The sequence below is a fragment of the Phyllobacterium sp. MT110 genome, assembly GCF_058792715.1.
On the sequence record NZ_JBXAFE010000001.1, the window covers coordinates 1,304,106 to 1,324,164 of the forward strand.

A 20,059-nucleotide genomic window follows, 5' to 3' on the forward strand; every position below is an offset into this window, starting at 1 on the left:
CGGCGTGGAAACACGCCGCCGGTTTTATGCAACGAGTTTCCACAAACCATGCGTTTGCAGAGCCATATTGTGCGTGGTTCGACAAGCTCACCATGAGGGATGTGGTTTGGTGCAAGATCAATCACAAACGTTGCAGAACTTAGCTCCCTGCAATCCTCACTCTCCCTCATGGTGAGCTTGTCGAACCACGCACGATGCTGATGCAAATATGGCCCGTATCTCTCCTCAAAAATCTTCCGGTTCCGGAATCCGGCCAAAGGCAATCTTGGAGCCGATGTAATTGCCGGGCCCGGTCGTCAGCCCGAGATTGAGCGCCTTGGAGCCATGGCGCACCCGCACCCTGTCGAGCAGGTCCGAAACGCGCTCCCATTGGCCGCGCTGCTCGGTCATCCCCCGCGTGTCGAACAGATCAAGGCTTGCTTCCGTCTCGCCGGAAAGATCATGCAGCACGACGGTGACCGAATTGACCTTCTTCATTTCACCTGCCTTGATCAATTTCTCATGCAAATCATTGAGACAATTAAGAAAACTGTGATCATCCCGCGCCGGGCGGAACTGGCCTTCCACCGTCACGCGGCTATCCCAGCGTGTCCCGACGGTGTAGCTGAGCGCTCCGGCACGGTAATGCGATCGGCGCAAACGCCGCGCGGCGCTGAGGCACAGCAGCCGCGCGCATTGCAGCACCTTGTCCGGCGCCCGCCAATCCGGCGGCAGATTGCGGCCGTGACCGAACATGCGCTTGACCGTCTCCGGCTTTTCCACGGCATAGCCATGCAGCGCCGAGACGAAACGCTCGCCCTCGACACTGTTCCAGATGGCGCGGGCATGTTTGGGCGCCAGCGCCCAGAGACCGCGCACATCGTTCACGCCGGACTGCCCCAGGCGCTGTTCCATCCCCTTGGAGATACCGGGCAAATCCTTCAACCGGAGGTCGAATAGCCGCCCCGGCAGGTCATCATGATCCAGCACGACACAGCCGTCTGGCTTGTCCATTTCGGCCGCGATCTTGGCAAGAAGCTCGTTGAGGGAAACGCCGATCGAACAGGTCAGCACCGCGCCCATTTCCTCGTGCAGCGCCCGCTTGATGCGCGCCGCCAGCCCCTGCGGGTCCCTGGCTTCGGAGGCCAGCAGCGTGCACGCCACCTCATCAATCGAGCGCACGGCGGCAATCGGCACGCAGGTCTCGATGGTCGACAGAATCCGGTTGTGCATCTTCACATAGACATCGGGCCGCGCTTCGAGAAACACGATATCCGGGCAGAGCGCACGGGCATCGCGCACAGAGGTGCCCGTCTTGATGCCGAAGGGTTTTGCCTCGCGGCTGGCGGCAATGACGCTTGTATGCGGCGAATCCAGTGGCACCACCGCGACCGGCCGGTTGCGCAACGCCGGATCGAGCTGCTGCTCGGCGCTGGCAAAAAAGCTGTCGAAATCCAGATAGAGCTTTTCCAGATGGGTCGGTTTACGCATGGGTTCTGTTCTCGCTGCAGAATGAGAACAAAAATAGAACATGCAACCGTTCAATGCAAACTGAATCGGGAAATGCCGCTATCCCTGCTGACACACGGTCAAGCCCGCGCGGCATCCATGATGCGGAACTGGGTGGTTGTCGAGCCGTTCCAGTGGTTCAAGGCCAGATTGCCCGCCACATGCATGGACTGGCCGAGATTGCCGAACAGGAAATCGCCCAGCGGCCCGCCCGTTGCACGGAAGGCAATCGCGTTGATACGCTTGCCGTCGGCGCCCGCCAGCGTCGCCTTGACATGGTTCGTCCCGACGGTGCGGGCATCGACGAGCCGGTGGTGCGGCAGCACCAGCACCGGCTGCGGATGGCCGGAACCAAACGGCCCGGCCCGCTCCATGGTCTCGTAGAGCGGCACCGTTGCGCCGGATGCGCTGAGCGCACCGTCAATGGCCAATGACTGGTTCTCGCGCAGCTGGCCGACCATTTCGGCCGCCTGCTCCTCGAAAAAGGCCCGCAGCGCGCCCATCTTGCCGCGCTCCACCGTGATACCAGCCGCCATGGCATGGCCGCCGCCTTTGACCAGCAGCCCGGCATCCACGGCGCTGCGCACCAGTTTTCCCAGATCAAACCCGCTGATCGAACGGCCGGAACCGCTGCCGGTGCCGTTGACATTGAAGGCGATGGCAAAGACCGGGCGCCGGGCCCGTTCCTTCAGCCGCGCCGCGATCAGGCCGACAATGCCCGGGTGCCAGTCGTCGCTGGCCGTTACCAGAACGGCGGGTCCGCCACCGCTCGACATTTCCAGCATGGCTTCGGCTTCCGCCTGCTCCAGCATCACGGTTTCCATCGCCTGCCGCTCGGTGTTGAGCCGGTCAAGCTCGGCGGCAATCCGCGCTGCCTCGTTCGGATCGTCCAGTGTCAGCAGCCGCGCGCCAAGCCCGGCATCGCCGATGCGCCCGCCCGCATTGATGCGCGGACCGATGAGATAGCCGAAATGAAAGGCGCTGAGCGGTTCGCCGATGCGCGACACCCGCGCCAGGGCGGCCAGCCCGGCATTCTGCTGCGCCCGCGCGACGAGCAGGCCCTTGACCACGAAGGCGCGGTTCAGCTCCTTCAGCGGCACCACATCGCACACGGTGGCAAGCGCCACCAGATCGAGCATCGACAACAGATCCGGCGCCAGCGTTCCCGTTGCAATGCGCTGCGCGCGCAACGTGCGCAGAACCTGCACCAGGGTGAGGAACACCACCCCTGCCGCGCAAAGATGGCCCTGCCCGGACAGATCGTCCTCGCGGTTGGGATTGACCACCGCCGTGGCGGCAGCCGGCAATTCGCCGCCGACCTGATGATGGTCGAGGACAACCACGTCGGCACCCGCCTCGCGCGCAGCCTCGATGGCCGCTGCACTGTTGGTGCCGCAATCCACCGTCACGATCAGGGAAGCGCCATTTTGCGCCAGTTCGCGCATGGCCTGCGGATTGGGTCCGTACCCCTCGAAAATCCGGTCAGGGATATAGATATGGTTGGCAACGCCGTAATGGCTGAGAAAACGCGAGAGAATGGCCGATGAACAGGCGCCATCCACATCGTAATCCCCGAAAATCGCCACCTTCTCGTGTTTGCCGATGGCCTGCGCGATACGACCGGCCGCCTTTTCCATATCGGTCAGCGATGCGGGATCGGGCATCAGGCCCTTGATGGTCGGGTCCATGAAAGCGGGCGCATCGTCCACTCCGACGCCTCGCCCGGCGAGAACGCGGGTGACGAGATCGGGAAAACCATGGTTCTGCGCCATGGCGAGCGCAATATTGGCTTCACGCGGCCCCAGCCGGTCAACCCATTTCAGACCGGTTGCAGAATGTTCAATGCCGAGGAAAAGCCGTTCTGGTGCCATGCAAGGGTTCAATCATCCGGCTGCGCCGAATGCAATGCTTCGAACGATCAATCCGGTGCACAAACCAGCAATTACTGCGGGGCTGTCGCGGGTGCGACCTGACCATTGACCGCCGGTGCCCCCAGATCGTTCATCGTCGTGGCAATCGACGTCGCGAAATCGGCAAGGCTGCGCTCGGCCGCATCCTTGCTGCCCTTGGCGTAGTTGGCAACGGGCTGGATCAGCAGATAGCGGCTGTGCATGCCGATCACGCAGACCAGGAAGGCGTGCTTCTCCTGTGCCGCATCCGCCGTCACGCACGGCATTGCCCGGCCTGCGCTGTAGGGCAGCGTTGTCTGCACCGCGATTTCGCCGGGCTGGGTCGAATGGTACTGGGTGGCCTTTTCAAAGAGATCGCGCACAACGGGATCGTCGGGACCGTCCTTGATCGGATAGGCGGCATCCTTGTTGCTGGCCCTGACGCCAGCCATCGTCACCGTCGCCCTGGCGTCAACGGCTTCATATTCGGCCGTCACACTGAAATCCTGCGGATTGACGCTGTGTTTGACGAGGGTAAAGGGTCCGACCATCTGCGGAAACCGGTCGGCAATCGAATTGGAGCGATAGCCTTGAATGAGATCAAGGTATGGGTCCTGCGCAAAAGCACCGTTCAGCGAGCCCAGAAGAACGAGCGTTGATACAAGGCAACCGGTTATTTTCGTTCGGATATTCATGGCTGTTCCACCGATCTGAACTCCCGCTCTGAAAATACCTCAAAAAGCATGGCCTCAATAGGGCATTTCCTATTGAGCCATCAACGCAGTTAACAAAATGCCCTGCAGCCCGAAGGAACTGCAGGGCAAAAAGTGTTTCAAATACCAGTTCTTACTGGAATTTTGTCATGTCCTGGTGTTTCGCCTTGATCTCGCGCACGGTCTGCGAATGCGAACGCATGACGATCGTGTGGGTCTGGATATAGTCGCGGGCGAATTTCACGCCGGACAGCATATTGCCGTCGGTGACACCCGTGGCCGCGAACAGCACGTCGCCCTTGGCCATTTCTTCCATGGTGTAGATCTTCTTCGGATCGCTGATGCCCATCTTGGCGGCACGGGCAATCTTGTCGTCGCTGTTGAGCTGCAAGCGGCCCTGCATCTGGCCGCCGATGCAGCGCAGAGCTGCTGCGGCAAGAACGCCTTCCGGGGCGCCGCCGATGCCAATGTAGATATCGATGCCGGTTTCATCGGGATCGGTCGTGTGGATCACCCCGGCAACGTCGCCATCACCGATGAGGCGGATGGAGGCGCCGGTTGCGCGCACTTCCTCGATCAGGCGCGCATGGCGCGGGCGGTCCATGATGCAGGCGGTGATCTCGTTGACCGGAACGCCCTTGGCCTTGGCCACAGCAGCGATGTTCTCCGCCGCAGGCGCATCCAGCTGGATGATGCCGGCGGGATAGCCAGGTCCGACGGCAATCTTTTCCATGTAGACGTCGGGTGCGTAAAGCAGGTTGCCCTTTTCGGCAATCGCGATCACGGCGAGTGAGTTGGGCAGATTCTTGGCGCAGATGGTGGTGCCTTCAAGCGGATCGAGCGCGATATCGACCTCGGGGCCTGTGCGCGTGCCGACTTCTTCACCGATGTAGAGCATCGGGGCTTCGTCGCGCTCGCCCTCGCCGATGACAACGGTACCGCTGATGGGAAGACGATTGAGTTCCTGACGCATGGCATCCACGGCAGCCTGATCGGCAGCCATTTCATCGCCGCGCCCGCGCAGACGGGCAGCGGCAACGGCGGCACGCTCGGTCACGCGGACGAGCTCAAGGGTCAAAATACGGTCGAGGCCCATCGAAGTCTGGTCAGAAGTTTTCGGCATAATCTATCCTGCGTTCGTGTGGGAATTACCCTTTTGCGGATCAACAGGGTACTTCCTAGCATTGCTGTGCAAACCTTTTGTCAAAGTCGCAGAGCAGCGGCAAGACCCCGCCGGCAGGAAAGTGCCTTCACCGAAAAAGCTAATCGATTAAACGGGGTAGCGGCCGTTCACGAAGCAATACAAGCCTTTTACAAACGGTCATGGGCCGGCTGTGTCAGCCGGCGCGTTCGATGCGGATCATCTGCGGCTTGTCCGTGGAATGACCATCCTTCACGATGCCCTCAAGCGCCTTCTTGACGGCTGCCTCGGTGGTTTCGTGCGTGACGAGGATGACTGTCTTGGTCGCATCCGGGTGGCTTTCCGCACTCTGACGCTGGACGATGGATTCCAGCGAAATGTCATTGTCGGCCATGCGCTTGGCAATCGCCGCAAAGACGCCGGCGCGGTCATGCACGGTCAGACGGATGAAGTATCCGCCCTCGTGCGAGCGCATTTTGGCGCGTTTGTAGGGCGCCAGCGATTTTGCCGGCGTGCCGAAGACGGGGCCGTGCTGGAAGCCCGGACGGCTCTTGGCGATATCGGCGAGATCACCGATGACGGCGGATGCCGTGGCGGCACCACCGGCGCCCGGACCCGACAACAGCAATTCGCCGAGAAGATCGGTTTCGATGGCAACCGCATTGGTTACGCCATGCACCTGCGCAATCACCGATTCGACCGGCACCATGGTCGGATGCACGCGCTGTTCGATGCCGCTGTCTGTCTTCAGCGCAACGCCAAGCAGCTTGATGCGGTAGCCGAGTTCATCGGCGGCCTTGATATCGGCCAGCGAGATATTGCTGATCCCTTCGAGATAAATGTCATCGGCGGCAATCTGCGTGCCGAAGGCAAGGCTGGTCAGGATCGCCAGCTTGTGCGCCGTATCGTTGCCCTCGATATCGAATGTCGGATCGGCTTCCGCATAGCCGAGACGCTGGGCATCGGCGAGGCAATCCTCGAAGGAAATGCCTTCATCCCACATCCGCGTCAGGATGTAGTTGCAGGTGCCGTTCATGATGCCGTAGACGCGCGACACGGTGTTGCCGGTCAGGGACTCGCGCAAAGCCTTGATGACGGGAATGCCGCCAGCCACCGCCGCTTCGAAGTTGAGCAGGACACCCTTTTCCTCGGCGATCCTGGCGAGCGATACGCCATGCTTGGCCAGAAGCGCCTTGTTGGCGGTGACCACATGCCGTCCCGACTTGAGAGCCGCCTCGACGGCAGCGCGCGCCGGACCTTCGTCGCCGCCGATCAGTTCAATGAACACGTCGATATTGTTCGACTTGGCCAGGGCAACCGGATCGTCGAACCATGTGGCCGACGAGAAGTCCACGCCACGATCCCGCTTGGCATCACGGGCGGACACGGCGGTGACGATGATTTCCTTGCCGCACTGACGGGTGAGCATATCGCCCTTGTCCCGCAAAATTTTCAGGACCGAGGCACCAACAGTGCCCAGTCCGGCGATTCCCACGCGCAGCGCATCACTCATCGTTCATTTCCCTGAAGTGTTTTAGCCTGAAGCGGCGCCCGACGGCGCCGCGAATTCCGATGTCGGCATGCCGCTCAGCGGCGTGCGTTCAATGGAATGACGTTGTGCAGCTTTTCATCCGCCGTTGCAAGGAACCGCTTGAGGTTGCGGGCTGCCTGACGAATGCGATGTTCGTTCTCGACCAGCGCGATGCGGATATAGTCATCGCCATGCTCGCCGAAGCCGATGCCGGGCGCCACGGCGACATCCGCGTGCTCGATCAGCAGCTTGGAGAATTCCAGCGAACCTAGGCTACGGAACTTTTCCGGGATCGGCGCCCAGGCAAACATCGTCGCCGCCGGTGACGGAATATCCCATCCGGCGCGGGCGAAACTGTCGACCAGGACATCACGGCGATGCTTGTAGACCGCACGCACTTCCGCGATATCGGAACCATCGCCATTCAGAGCGGCTGCGGCGGCAACCTGAATGGGCGTGAACGCGCCATAATCGAGATAGGACTTGACCCGGGTGAGCGCCGAGATCAGGCGTTCATTGCCGACGGCAAAGCCCATGCGCCAGCCCGGCATCGAGAATGTCTTCGACATGGAGGTAAACTCCACGGCGACATCGATCGCACCCGGCACCTGCAAAACGGACGGAGGCGGCGCGTCGTCGAAATAAATCTCGGAATAGGCCAGATCCGACAGAATGATGATTTCATTCTTGCGGGCAAAGGCAACCACATCCTTGTAGAAATCCAGCGATGCCACGTGGGCGGTCGGATTGGAGGGGTAGTTGAGGATCAGCGCCAATGGCTTCGGAATGGAATGGCGGATACCGCGTTCCAGCGCCGGAATGAACTGGTCATCGGGCATGGCCGGAATCGAACGGATGACGCCGCCGGACATGATGAAGCCGAACGCATGGATCGGATAGGTCGGATCAGGGCACAGCACGACATCGCCGGGCGCGGTGATCGCCTGCGCCATGTTGGCAAAACCTTCCTTGGAGCCAAGGGTCGCCACAACCTGCGTGTCGGGATTGAGCTTCACGCCGAAACGCCGCTCGTAATAGGCGGCCTGGGCACGGCGCAGACCGGGAATGCCTTTCGAGGAGGAATAGCGATGGGTGCGCGGGTCCTGGACGGCCTCGCACAGCTTGTCGACAATGCCCTGCGGCGTCGGCAGGTCAGGATTGCCCATACCCAGATCGATAATGTCCGCACCGGCCGCTCGCGCGCTCGCCTTCAGGCGATTGACCTGTTCAAAAACGTAAGGTGGCAGGCGGCGAACTTTATGAAATTCTTCCATAGGTTTGGGTCCGGTAAAAATGGGTTCAATGTGCGGGTGCGCTATACACCCAAACTGTACGGCGGTCGAGCGATCATTGACACCGCGCCTTGCGCGCCGGGTCAATCGCGCTCATGCCATCCAGCCCGGGATTCTCCTGAGCAAGACACCCATTCGTGGTGTCTTCATGACCTTGCCGGCAATGGGCTATTGCCCGCTTTCAATAGCCTTCAAATCGTCCTGCTGCTGCTGGACCAGCTTCTTCATCTCGGCCTGGCGCCGGGCAACGGCTGCCGGATCGGCGGTGGCATTGCCCTGCCCGCCTTTGGCCGCGACGAGCTTCTTCTGCAGATCGTCCTTCTGCTGCGGCGTCAGCTGTGCGGTCTCGCCCTTCGGATCTGGCGTGAAAACCGGAAAAGTGCCGGTGTTGACAGGACCGGTCAGAGGCGAATTCGACATGGGCTCGGGCGGCGTGTTCGCGCAGGCGCTCAAACCGGCAATCAGAACGGCGCCAACCGAGAAGCGGATGATGGTTTTGACCGAGATATTCATTGTTTGTCCTGACTGCCGGAATCGATATTCATCATAGTGATATGAAATGCACGTTAGAGGGATAGCATTAGAGCAACCGACATTCAAATGGGTTCAATTCCGTTTCTCCCATGGAAATACAATCTGCGAAGATGGTGACAAGGCCGTGATCTTTCCTGCACAATGACCGCAATTGAATGTCCGTTGCTCTGACTTGTGGTATCATGTCTGGTATGCTGATCGGGAGGATGAGGTCGTACACTCATAAATCCGGTTGAAATGGTATGAGGCCATTTGTTCGGATACGAGGAACAAAGACGAGGGAAATGTGGTTCATTTTTGAGGCTTTGCGACGAAGTAGCCGGGCAAATGGACCATATCCTTCGGACGCCGAAACGGCTGCAAGCTGCAGTGTCGAACCGCTCGGTCGGGGGAAAGACCCCGCCCTTCGCGCTTCTCCTCGCATCTTCTTGCCGTTTCAGGCGCCATTTCGACCAGATTTGTGAGTGCACGACCTAACGGGAGGGAACGAATATATGGATAATCCAGGCGACAAGAGTGCAAAAACGCCGAACCTCGACAAATATGTCATCAAGGATCCGGAAGCTTTCGCGCGCAATGTCGCCCATATGATCGAACAGGCCGGTAAGGCCGCCTCCGCCTGGGTCGAGCCGCGTGAAAAGGGCTTGAAGCGCGACACGATCGCCGATCCCGTCACCGATGTGGTGAAAACCCTCTCGCGTGTTTCCGAATACTGGCTGTCCGAACCGGGTCGCGCGCTGGAGGCGCAGACCAAGCTGTTCGCCAGCTATATGGCCATCTGGTCCAATTCCATCCGCCGCATGAGCGGTGAACAGGTCGATGACGTCGTCAAGCCCGACAAGGGCGACAAGCGCTTCGCCGACGAGGACTGGGGCAGGAACGCTTTCTTCGACTTCCTCAAGCAGGCCTATCTCGTCACGGCAAACTGGGCCGGCGAACTGGTCACCCATGCCGAAGGCCTCGACGATCACACGCGCCACAAGGCGGCGTTCTACGTCAAGCAGCTGACCACGGCGATATCGCCCAGCAACTTCCTGCTCACCAATCCGGAACTCTACAAGGAAACGGTCGCCAGCAATGGCGAGAACCTGGTCAAGGGCATGAAGATGCTGGCGGAAGACATCGTTGCCGGCGGCGGCGACCTGCGCCTGCGGCAATCGGATATGACCAAGTTCGCCCTTGGTGAAAATGTCGCGACCACTCCCGGCAAGGTTATCGCGCGCAGCGATGTCGCCGAAATCATCCAGTATGAACCCTCGACGCCGGATGTGCTGAAACGCCCGCTGCTGATCTGCCCGCCGTGGATCAACAAATTCTACATTCTCGATCTGAACGCGGAAAAATCCTTCATCAAATGGGCCATCGACCAGGGGCACACCGTGTTCGTGATCTCCTGGGTCAATCCGGACCATCGTCACGCCATGAAGGACTGGACCGCCTACATCAATGAGGGCCTGCGCTTCGGCCTCGACACCATCGAGAACGCAACGGGCGAAAAAGCCGTCAATGCCATCGGCTACTGCGTCGGCGGAACGCTACTGAGCGCCGCCCTCGCCCTTTTTGCCCAGGAAGGCGAAAACAGGATCAGGAGCGCGACCCTTTTCACCACGCAGGTCGATTTCACCTATGCGGGCGATCTCAAGGTTTTCGTCGACGAGGATCAGATTCGCGCCCTGGAAGCCGCCATGTCCGCCGAAGGCTATCTGGACGGCACACGCATGGCGACGGCCTTCAACATGCTGCGTTCCGGCGACCTGATCTGGCCCTATGTCGTCAACAATTACATGCGCGGTCGCGATCCTGTCCCATTCGACCTTCTCTACTGGAATGCCGATGCCACGCGGATGAGTGCGGCCAACCATTCCTACTACCTGCGCAACTGCTATCTCGACAACAATCTGGTGCGCGGGATGATGAAGCTCGCCGGGCAAAACCTGTCACTGGGCGATGTCAAAATCCCCATCTACAATCTCGCCGCCAAGGAAGACCATATTGCGCCGGCATTGTCGGTTTTCACCGGCTGCAAATATTTCGGCGGCGACGTCACCTATGTCCTGGCCGGCTCCGGCCATATCGCCGGCGTGGTCAATCCGCCCGCCAAGAACAAGTACCAGTATTGGACCGGCGGTTCGCCCGTCGGCGCGTTCGACGAATGGCTCACCAACACGTCGGAACATCCCGGCTCCTGGTGGAATCATTGGCAAAAATGGATCGAATCGCAGGACGACGCACGCGTTCCCGCACGCCAGCCCGGTGAAAATGGTTCGGAAATTCTCGGTGAGGCGCCGGGAACCTACGTACGCATCCGCGTGTGAAAATTCGCCGTTTTGCTGGCTTTTGAGCCTATCCTGGTCGTGAAAACCATGGCAGGAAGGTGGCCAATCACGTTTTCGCCTCATTCTGGCTATAGCCCGGAGCTTGTGGAGACGTTTAAAAATCGTTAACTTTGCGCTCTCTCTGCCGGTGTTTTTGCACTTCAACTAAACTTCGCGAGCATCCTGCTCATCTCAAAGCGGATTGGACTGAACCATTGCAAGAGCCGGAAAAGACGAGACGGGGGAATCGTTGAACAAGCTGTCAGCCTCAGTAGCAGCCTTCCGGGCAAGCACCGCTATTTGCTTCGTAACGATTTTTGCGATGGCGACAGCATCCTGCACGTCGACAGGATCGGCACCGACTGCCGGCTCCGTCCTCAACGTCGCCTCAGCCACCACAAGCACCGCGACAGCCAGCGCCAATGCGAATGCGATTCCGGCAGCCGGATCGGAAAAAGCATCACCCGAAGCACTGGCCCTTGCGGGCGGCGCCGAGACAAACGCCGCCAAAGCAGCCAACCAGGCCGCCGCGTCGGCGGAACAGGGCAAAACCGTTGCCGCCCATCCGCAATCACCAAAGGAGGCAGCCGCCGCTGAGGCCGCAGCCAAAGCGACTGTGGAAACCGGGCAGCACGTCACAGCCTTCGCGCCCGCGGTGGTAAAGCCGCCGGTAAAGACATCGCTGTTCGGAAGCGCCGCGCCTGAAACGGTCGAGCAACCGCAAGCAGCCGAATCGCATGCCGCTCCGGAAACCGGCGCAAAGCCAACCAAGGCGGACGCGGAAGCCAAGGCGGCACAGGTTGCATCGGCCGGTGCCGGGCAGACAATCACCGTTCCCGAAGCCAAACCGGCAGCGCATGCACCGGCAGCCGGCAAGGACAATGGCTTGCTGGTGCGGCTCTTTGCCAACAATGCAGGAGCTGCCGCATCGAAACGTCAGGTGGCCGTCATTCAGCCCAAGGCGCAGGCGCAGCTCAAGGCCCTCAGCGGCAACGCGCCGGTACAGGTGGCCAGCGCCGCCGGATTGCCGTCGCCGTCGAACTACCGGCCGACCGAACATCTGTCGTCCCTGCCCGGCGTGCGCCCCAATGGCGGCATCCAGATCATGCAGCGCGACAGTCTTTATCAGGACGACGACGAATCAGCCGCCGCACCCGTGATTCTGGCTTCGGCGGCCGGACTTGCCCGGCTGGCCCCCAATGGGCTCAAGGTTCAGCGCGAAAGCGTGGATGTTGCTTGCCTGAAACCGCAACTGGTCGGCATGCTAAAAACGATCGAACGCCGCTTCGGCAAATCGGTGATCGTGACGTCAGGCTATCGCAGCCCGCCTTACAACCGGCTCGTGAACGGCGCCAAGGCCTCGCTTCACATGTCCTGCGCGGCGGCGGATATCCAGGTTCCCGGCGTTTCCAAGTGGGATCTGGCGAATTTTGCCCGGACAATGCCGGGTCGCGGCGGCGTTGGCACCTATTGCTATACCGAATCGGTTCACGTCGATATTGGCCCGACTCGCGACTGGAACTGGCGCTGCGGCAGCCGTCGCGGCTGATCCGGGTCGATTGCGGCCGTTCGCGGCCGCCCATATGCACTGCATTTGTGCACAGCCCCACGAAGAATTTTCACTTTTCCCAAAAAAGAATGAAATATGGGGTTGCAGTCGAAAAACTGTTTCACTATAAGCCGCTTACCTGCAGGCGCCCATCGTCTAGCGGTTAGGACGGCGCCCTTTCACGGCGCAAACAGGGGTTCGATTCCCCTTGGGCGTACCAGGCTTTCTCCCTGTAAAATCAGTATATTGTTGAAGCCGGCTCATACGCCTGCGCTTTATCCTTTCATGCAAAACGGCCAGCCCCCGCAAGAGCCGGCCGCGCTGTCTTTGGTCCTTACAGCTAGTTGGCAGGGGCCGGCTTTGCCGGTTCCGGTGCCGGAGTGGTTGGAGCTGCGCCGGGTTTTGCGGGCTCCTGGGTGGTCGCAGGCGGCTTGCTGCCGCCCTCAGATGGCTTGTTGTCGCAAGCTGCCAATGTGAACGCAGCGACCGCTAGAACGGGTACGAAAAACTTACAGTTCATCATGTCTCCTCCTACGCGTTTCACCCGCCTTGGGCAGGCGCATACAGGATGAGACAGCACAGACGATGAGAACAGACCTGCATGTTCAAGCTTTGTCACCGGCTGTTAAAGAAAGTTATGAGGCTCCATACCTGACCTGACCTATCATCAATCACTGCTGAGATTCCGATCTCCGGCAGTAGGGTTCGGTTTAACCTCCAAACCAACCCGAATTCTCCCACCCCAGAGCAAATTTGCCTGCCTTTCCCAAGGCAGGCCTTTTTTGTCTGCGGCCTGACCTGTCCGCCGCCTTCGGTCTCAGTTCAGTGCCTGCGAATAGGCACAGACGAGCCACAATCTAAGCATGTTTTTCCCATCCTATGTCACCATGCAGGAAAACATATTCATGAGCAGACAAACGAAGATAACAGTGACGTTCTTTCTGGCCGGCCTTGCTGCGACGGCCGCCATGCTCATGGCCAATCTGTCCCTGGCCGATGTGATCAGGACGGTTCAGGGCCTGTCCTGACGTTTCAGGCGCGATTTGCGATTGTCCGGCCTTCCCCGGTCGGGTAGATCTCGCGGATGATTTTCCCTGCCCCTCTCGTCACCGGCCGACTGGTCCAGCGTTACAAGCGCTTTCTTGCCGATATCATCCTCGATGATGGTAGCCCTATCACCAGTTCCGTACCCAATACCGGCTCCATGCTCGGGCTGACCGATCCCGGCATCCGCGTCTGGCTGTCTTTGTCCGATGACGGCAAGCGCAAATATGCCCACACGCTGCAGATCGTCGAAGCGCAGGGCACGCTGGTCGGCATCAATACGGGCCTGCCCAACCGGATCGCCGAGGAAGCCATTGTGGCGGGGCTTCTGCCCGCCCTCGGCGGTTATGGCGCGCTCAAGCGCGAGCAGAAATATGGCGCGAATTCCCGCATAGACATTTTGCTGACCGATCCGGAACGGCCGACGGCCTATGTCGAAGTGAAGAACGTGCACTTCTCCCGCACGGCAAATCTGGCGGAGTTTCCCGATTCTCCGACCGCCCGCGGCGCAAAACATCTGGACGAGCTTGGCAACATGGTTGAGAATGGTCACCGTGGTGTCATGCTTTACGTGATCCAGCGCGATGACTGCGACCGCTTGCGAATCTGCGGCGACCTAGACCCGGTCTACGCAAGGGCGTTCGAGCGGGCAATGCGCCGCGGGGTTGAAGCTTACGCAATAAGATGCCACATCACGCCTTCGGGCATTGCTGCAACAACTGCGATACCCATTATTGATTGACGCCAAGCGGAAAGCACCATGGTCACCTATCTCGATGCGCAGACAGCGCCCCTGAAGAACACCGGACAGATCAGGCTTCACGGCCCCGAAGGTTTCGCCGCCATGCGCAAGGCCTGCCAGCTCACGGCGCGTTGCCTGGATGAGCTCGCCGGTCTGGTTGAACCGGGTGTGACCACCAATACCATCGACCGCTTTGTCTTCGAATTCGGCGCCGATCACGGTGCCCTGCCCGCAACCCTCAACTATCGCGGCTACACGAAATCGTCCTGCACGTCGATCAATCACGTCGTCTGCCATGGTATCCCTGATGACAAGCCGCTGCGCGAAGGCGATATCGTCAATATCGATGTCACCTACATACTCGACGGCTGGCACGGCGATTCCAGCCGCATGTATCCCGTGGGCGAAATCAAGCGCGCGGCCGAACGCCTGATGGAAGTGACACATGAAAGCCTGATGCGCGGCATTGCGGCCGTTCGCCCCGGCGCCCGGACCGGTGCCATCGGCGCCGCCATCCAGAACTATGCCGAAGCGGAGCGCTGCTCCGTCGTTCGCGACTTCTGCGGCCACGGTGTCGGCCAGCTTTTCCACGACGCACCGAACATTCTGCACTACGGCACGCCCAATGAGGGCGTTGAACTGCGCGAAGGCATGATCTTTACTATCGAGCCGATGATCAATCTCGGCCGCCCGCATGTGAAAGTCCTCGCCGATGGCTGGACAGCCGTCACCCGCGATCGTTCGCTGACAGCGCAGTATGAACATACGGTCGGCGTCACCAGGGATGGTTGCGAAGTCTTCACCCTTTCACCCGCAGGCCTGTTCGCTCCGGGTTTGAAACTCGATTAGGAACGCCTAGGCCCATGAGCGAAGACGAGCCACCCAAGACTTTCTTCCTCAAAGAGCCCTCACCAAAATCGCTGCAGAAACAACCTGGTGTTGAGAAAACCGCCGATACAGCCAACGCTGCCAGCCAGGCCGCGGAACCGCATTACACCGGCCACCGCGAGCGGATGAAGGAGCGTTTCCAGAAAGTCGGCCACCAGGGCTTTGCTGACTATGAAATGCTGGAGATGCTGCTGTACCGCCCGATACGGCAAGGCGACACCAAGCCACTGGCCAAGGCGCTTCTGGCCCGCTTCGGCAGTCTGGCGGAAGTTCTGGGCGCGCCGGAACATCTCCTGCAGGAGGTAAAGGGCTGCGGCCCGACCGTGGCCTTTGATCTCAAATTCATCGCCGCCCTTGCCCACAGGGCCATGCGCAGCGGCATTGGCGAACGCACGATGTTGGGCTCATGGAGCAAACTGATCGACTACTGCACCGCGGCCATGGCGCACGAGCCGCGCGAGCAGCTGCGTATCCTCTTTCTCGACAAGAAAAACATGCTGATCGCCGACGAGGTGCAACAGGTCGGCACCGTCGACCACACGCCGGTCTACCCGCGCGAGGTGATTGCCCGGGCCCTGCAATTGTCCGCGAGCGCTCTCATTCTCGTCCACAACCATCCCTCGGGCGACCCGACACCATCCAAGGCGGATGTCGAGATGACAAAAACCATTGCCGGCATCGGCGGACAGATGGGAATCATTGTTCACGACCACATCATCATCGGCAAGAACGGCCATGCGAGCCTGAAGGGCATGAAACTCTTCTAACCCTGGAGGGCCGAACCGCAATCGCGATCAAATGCACGCCGCCGACGATGTGTATTGGTATGCCGTGCCCCAATGGAGAGTTGCATGAATTCGGTTGAGAAAGCGATCTGGTATGTGGAGGGTCATTTCGCCGAGGAGATCACCCTCGACGATATCGCCGATGTGGCGGGCCTGTCACGGTTTCACATGTCCCGCGCCTTCGGCATCTTTGCCGGCCGCTCGGTCAGCAGCCACATCCGTGGCCGCCGGTTGACCGAGGCAGCGAAATCCCTGTGCGAAGGTGCTCCGGATATTCTCAGCGTCGCGCTCGATGCCGGCTACAGCTCCCATGAGGCATTCACGCGGGCGTTCCGCGATCAGTTCGGCCTGACACCCGAACAGGTCCGCGCACAGCGCCATACCCGTAACATCCCATTGGTGGAGCCGATGAAAATGGACGAAAAGTTTATTACCGATATCGAAGAGCCGCGCATCGCGAACGGCAAACCAATGCTGGTCGCCGGCATAGGCGAACGATACACCTGCCAAACCAGCAGCGGTATTCCGGCGCAATGGCAGCGTTTCAACCCCTATTTCGGCCATATCACCGGCCAGATCGGCGCTGTGGCCTACGGCGTCTGCTGCAACAGCGATGACGCCCAGAATTTCGATTACATCGCGGGCACCGAGGTTGCCGATTTCTCCGACATCCCGCAGGAGTTCGCTCGGCTGCGCATTCCAGCGCAGACCTATCTGGTGTTTTCGCATCGCGACCATATTTCGACCATTCGCAGCACGATCATGACCATCTGGGGCAAATGGTTGCCGGAATCCGGCCATGCCCTGGCCGATGCACCCAATTTCGAACGTTATGGTCCGGAATTCGACCCGCGGACCGGCAATGGAGGAATGGAGATATGGATTCCGATCAAGGTCTGAACCGGCATCGAATCCATACTGACGGGGTGCTGTCAGGAGGAAATCCGCTATGATAGAGCCGTCATAGCGGAGACACCACCATGTTGCAGGCATGCCTGAACGGCGGGCGCATGCGGGATTTTCACCCTGCGCTCCCCTTTACAGCCTCGGAAATTGCCAGGGACGCGGCGCTTGCCGTAGCCGCTGGCGCCCGCGAGCTGCATATCCACCCACGCGGACCGGATGGAATGGAAACGCTGGAGCCGGACCATATCGCCGAGACCCTGCAGGCGGTTCGTTCGGCCGTGCCGGGCATTCCCGTCGGCCTTTCCACCCATTGGCGCATCCCTCCCGGCGGCTTTTCGCGGCAGGAACCCATCCACCGCTGGACGACCTTGCCCGACTACGTCTCGATCAACCTGATCGAAGAGGACGCTGAGGATGTGATTGCGCACATTCTCGGCAGGGGTGTCGGCGTCGAAGCGGGGCTCTGGTCCGTCAGCGATGCGGAGCGCTTTGTCGGCCTGAGGGATGCGGCAAAATGCTTGCGCGTGCTGATCGAAATCAACGAGCAGGACATCGACGAGGGATTGCGGGCCGCCGATGGTATTCAGGCGGTTCTGCGCAAGGCAGGCAATACACTGCCTATCCTCATGCACGGCGATGAAGCCAGTGTCTGGCCCATCTACAGCGAAGCCATGGCCAAGGGCTTTGACAGCCGTATCGGCCTGGAAGACGGCAATCTCCTGCCGTCGGGACAAATGGCTGAGGGCAATGCCGATCTGATCCGCGCCGCGCTCGACCTGGTGTCTCGCTGAGATCGCTTATATCTCATCAAGAAACTCGCCCAGGAACCGGCGGAGTCGCTCCTGTCGCACCTTGGCGATCTGCGCACCCCTGACCGTGTTGAACCCCGCAGTCAACTTGAAAAGCTTGACCTCAAAATGATCGATGGCAAAACTCTTGTCATCGAGGTTACGATCGATTGCCATGGGATCCAAGGGATCATAAAGCCCACTCCCCATACGGCCTGCGATGTAGAAACATCGTGCAGCGCCAACCATGCCAATGGCATCCAGACGATCCGCATCCTGCAGGATTTTCGCCTCCAAGGTGCGTGGAGGGATGTTTGCCGAAAAGCTGTGTGCTTCGATGGCGTGCGCTGTGGCAGCAACGCGCGAGGATTGCCAGCCAATATCGGCAAGAAGCTTCGATGCCTTTTCAGCAGCCAACCGCGAGGCCTGCGCGCGATGCGGTGAATTCTTTTCGATGGCAACGCAGTCATGCAGGATTGTCGCTGCGGCCAGTATTTCGCGGTCCCCACCCTCCTCGTCATGAATTGCTGTTGCATTTTTCCACACACGCAAGAGATGAGACTGGTCATGCGACCCATCACTCGTCCCATCGGTTGCATGAGGCAGAAGGTGTTCGGCAAGCGCCTCGAACGGCGCAAAGGCAGCAATGGACATCGGCGAAATCTCTGCGGAATCAGTTGGACCCGCAGCATACGCTGCCCCGCGATTACCGCGCACCAGAAATGAAAAAGGCCGCTCGAAAGCGGCCTTTTCCAATGTGAGATGTAGGAAGCTTACGCTTCGTCTTCGGTCTTCTTCTTGGCGGCCTTCTTCGGCGCTGCCTTCTTGGCAGGCTTCTTGGCTTCGCCGGACTTTTCATCCGACTCGTCTTCAGCCATCAGCTCTTCCTTCGTCACCTTCTTGTCGGTGACGTTGATGGAGGTGAGAAGGTGATCGACAACCTTTTCTTCGAAGATCGGAGCGCGCAGATTGTTGATCGCTTCCGGAGTCTTGCGGAAGAATTCATAAATCTGCTGTTCCTGGCCCGGATACTGGCGAACCTGATCGTAAACGGCGCGCTGCAGTTCCTCTTCGGTCACTTCGATGCCGGCCTTGTTGCCGATTTCGGAGAGAACGAGACCAAGACGAACGCGGCGTTCGGCCAGCTTGCGATATTCTTCGCGTGCTTCTTCTTCCGTGGTCTCTTCGTCTTCGAACGTCTTGCCGGCCTGTGCGAGGTCCTGGCCGATCTGTGCCCAGATGTTGTTGAACTCGGCATTGATCAGGCGTTCCGGCGATTCGAACTTGTACTCGCCGTCGAGCGCATCGAGAATCTGACGCTTGACCTTCTGGCGGGTGAACGAGCCGTACTGACTTTCGATCTGCTCGCGGATAACCTGACGCAGACGGTCGGCGCTCTCGATGCCGAGCTTCTTCGCCGTTTCGTCGTTGATTTCGAGTTCGCCGGGCTTGCCGATTTCCTTGACGGTGATGTCGAAGGTCGCATCCTTGCCGGCGAGGTGCGCTGCACCGTATTCAGCCGGGAACGTAACCTTGATCTGCTTCTCGTCGCCAGCCTTGGTGCCGATCAGCTGATCTTCAAAGCCGGGAATGAACTGGCCCGAACCGAGGATCAGGGTCGCATCGGTATCGGCGCCGCCGTCGAACGGTACGCCGTCGATCTTGCCGAGATAGTCCATGATGACTCGGTCGCCGGATTCGGCCTTGCCCTTCTTGGGCTCGAACGTCTGGGCGGAGCTGGCAACGCGCTTGACCTGCTCCTCAACTTCCGCGTCAGTCACATCGACCACTTCGCGCGTGACGCTGATCTTGGAAGCGTCCTTGAGTTCGATAACCGGCAGGACTTCGTAGTTCAGCGTGAATTCGAAATCGGCTTCGCCGTTCAGAACCTTGTCCGCTTCCTTCTCGTCTTCCGTCATCGCGACTTCCGGCTGGGTCGCCGACTTTTCGTTGCGCTCCGCAAGGATCGTGCGCGAGGAATCGCTGAGAATCTCGTTGACGACTTCAGCCATGAACGACTTGCCGTACATCTTGCGCAGGTGATTGAGCGGCACTTTGCCGGGGCGGAAGCCATTGATGCGCGCCTTGGCGCTGGCACCTTGGAGGCGTTCGGAAAGCTTTGCTTCCAGATCCTTGGCCGGAACGACGACCTTGATCTCGCGCTTCAGCCCTTCATTGAGCGTTTCAGTAACCTGCATGTCCAAACCTTCACTTTTTTTAACATTTGTCCCGCCGTCGCCGGCCTGTGAGCCAAATTGCGGGAGAAAAACTGTCTGCCATCGTGGCTTCTGGTGCAGATGGGGCGAGCCATGCCCTCACCATCCACGTTGATTTTATTGCTTTATTTCTCTTTCAGCTCATTTTTTGTGACACAATTCATATCACAGAACCTGTCACAGAGCCGCGCAAGAAATTGCACCCTTACCGATTGGTGGCTCCATTTACTTGCACTGC

The 20,059-nt window shown here is 59.7% G+C and carries 17 protein-coding genes and 1 tRNA gene; 9 read left to right on the top strand and 9 right to left on the bottom strand.

Annotated features, from left to right (window positions below; translation table 11 throughout):
- Window positions 1-225: 225 nt before the first annotated feature.
- The 7 genes from AC1Q5O_RS06840 to AC1Q5O_RS06870 form a co-directional block, all read right to left on the bottom strand.
- On the bottom strand, window positions 226-1,470 hold the full coding sequence (locus tag AC1Q5O_RS06840; RefSeq protein WP_492562197.1) for a Y-family DNA polymerase: 1,245 nt from the start codon (window positions 1,468-1,470) through the stop codon (window positions 226-228).
- A gap of 98 nt (window positions 1,471-1,568) precedes the next feature.
- Window positions 1,569-3,359, bottom strand: a complete 1,791-nt coding sequence (recJ, locus tag AC1Q5O_RS06845; RefSeq protein ID WP_223613191.1) for a single-stranded-DNA-specific exonuclease RecJ — start codon at window positions 3,357-3,359, stop codon at window positions 1,569-1,571.
- A gap of 71 nt (window positions 3,360-3,430) precedes the next feature.
- Complete coding sequence (locus AC1Q5O_RS06850) at window positions 3,431-4,072, bottom strand: hypothetical protein (protein WP_223613190.1); 642 nt, start codon at window positions 4,070-4,072, stop codon at window positions 3,431-3,433.
- A gap of 151 nt (window positions 4,073-4,223) precedes the next feature.
- Window positions 4,224-5,213 (bottom strand): class II fructose-bisphosphatase, encoded by a 990-nt coding sequence (gene glpX / locus AC1Q5O_RS06855; RefSeq protein ID WP_105732619.1) that lies wholly within the window; start codon window positions 5,211-5,213, stop codon window positions 4,224-4,226.
- Window positions 5,214-5,427: 214 nt separating this feature from the next.
- A complete protein-coding gene (locus tag AC1Q5O_RS06860) occupies window positions 5,428-6,744 on the bottom strand; it encodes a homoserine dehydrogenase (protein ID WP_492562198.1) in 1,317 nt (438 codons plus the stop codon).
- Between the two features lie 74 nt (window positions 6,745-6,818).
- Window positions 6,819-8,036: an LL-diaminopimelate aminotransferase gene (locus AC1Q5O_RS06865; RefSeq protein WP_105732616.1), complete on the bottom strand. Its 1,218-nt coding sequence runs from the start codon at window positions 8,034-8,036 to the stop codon at window positions 6,819-6,821.
- Between the two features lie 186 nt (window positions 8,037-8,222).
- Window positions 8,223-8,567: a flagellar basal body L-ring protein FlgH gene (locus AC1Q5O_RS06870; protein WP_223613186.1), complete on the bottom strand. Its 345-nt coding sequence runs from the start codon at window positions 8,565-8,567 to the stop codon at window positions 8,223-8,225.
- 515 nt (window positions 8,568-9,082) lie between these two features.
- Between AC1Q5O_RS06870 and phaC the strand changes: the two genes are divergently transcribed.
- The 9 genes from phaC (at window position 9,083) to AC1Q5O_RS06915 (ending at window position 17,608) form a co-directional block, all read left to right on the top strand.
- Window positions 9,083-10,903, top strand: a complete 1,821-nt coding sequence (phaC, locus tag AC1Q5O_RS06875) for a class I poly(R)-hydroxyalkanoic acid synthase (RefSeq protein WP_223613185.1) — start codon at window positions 9,083-9,085, stop codon at window positions 10,901-10,903.
- 322 nt (window positions 10,904-11,225) lie between these two features.
- Window positions 11,226-12,452: a YcbK family protein gene (locus tag AC1Q5O_RS06880; protein ID WP_492562199.1), complete on the top strand. Its 1,227-nt coding sequence runs from the start codon at window positions 11,226-11,228 to the stop codon at window positions 12,450-12,452.
- 145 nt (window positions 12,453-12,597) lie between these two features.
- Window positions 12,598-12,672, top strand: a tRNA-Glu gene (locus AC1Q5O_RS06885).
- A gap of 685 nt (window positions 12,673-13,357) precedes the next feature.
- The gene (locus AC1Q5O_RS06890; RefSeq protein WP_264319114.1) at window positions 13,358-13,480 is read left to right on the top strand and encodes a hypothetical protein; all 123 of its coding nucleotides are present in this window, start codon (window positions 13,358-13,360) and stop codon (window positions 13,478-13,480) included.
- 56 nt (window positions 13,481-13,536) lie between these two features.
- Window positions 13,537-14,238, top strand: a complete 702-nt coding sequence (gene sfsA / locus AC1Q5O_RS06895) for a DNA/RNA nuclease SfsA (RefSeq protein ID WP_492562200.1) — start codon at window positions 13,537-13,539, stop codon at window positions 14,236-14,238.
- An 18-nt stretch (window positions 14,239-14,256) separates the two neighbouring features.
- Window positions 14,257-15,087 (top strand): type I methionyl aminopeptidase, encoded by an 831-nt coding sequence (map, locus tag AC1Q5O_RS06900; protein ID WP_492562201.1) that lies wholly within the window; start codon window positions 14,257-14,259, stop codon window positions 15,085-15,087.
- A gap of 14 nt (window positions 15,088-15,101) precedes the next feature.
- Window positions 15,102-15,893, top strand: a complete 792-nt coding sequence (gene radC, locus AC1Q5O_RS06905; RefSeq protein ID WP_463012365.1) for a RadC family protein — start codon at window positions 15,102-15,104, stop codon at window positions 15,891-15,893.
- An 84-nt stretch (window positions 15,894-15,977) separates the two neighbouring features.
- Window positions 15,978-16,811, top strand: coding sequence for an AraC family transcriptional regulator (locus AC1Q5O_RS06910; RefSeq protein WP_492562202.1), 834 nt, complete (start codon window positions 15,978-15,980; stop codon window positions 16,809-16,811).
- 80 nt (window positions 16,812-16,891) lie between these two features.
- A complete protein-coding gene (locus AC1Q5O_RS06915) occupies window positions 16,892-17,608 on the top strand; it encodes a 3-keto-5-aminohexanoate cleavage protein (RefSeq protein WP_492562203.1) in 717 nt (238 codons plus the stop codon).
- A 6-nt stretch (window positions 17,609-17,614) separates the two neighbouring features.
- Here the strand turns inward: AC1Q5O_RS06915 and AC1Q5O_RS06920 are convergent, their stop codons facing one another.
- The gene (locus tag AC1Q5O_RS06920) at window positions 17,615-18,259 is read right to left on the bottom strand and encodes an HD domain-containing protein (protein WP_492562204.1); all 645 of its coding nucleotides are present in this window, start codon (window positions 18,257-18,259) and stop codon (window positions 17,615-17,617) included.
- A 119-nt stretch (window positions 18,260-18,378) separates the two neighbouring features.
- Window positions 18,379-19,803, bottom strand: a complete 1,425-nt coding sequence (tig, locus tag AC1Q5O_RS06925) for a trigger factor (RefSeq protein WP_492562205.1) — start codon at window positions 19,801-19,803, stop codon at window positions 18,379-18,381.
- Window positions 19,804-20,059: the final 256 nt, after the last annotated feature.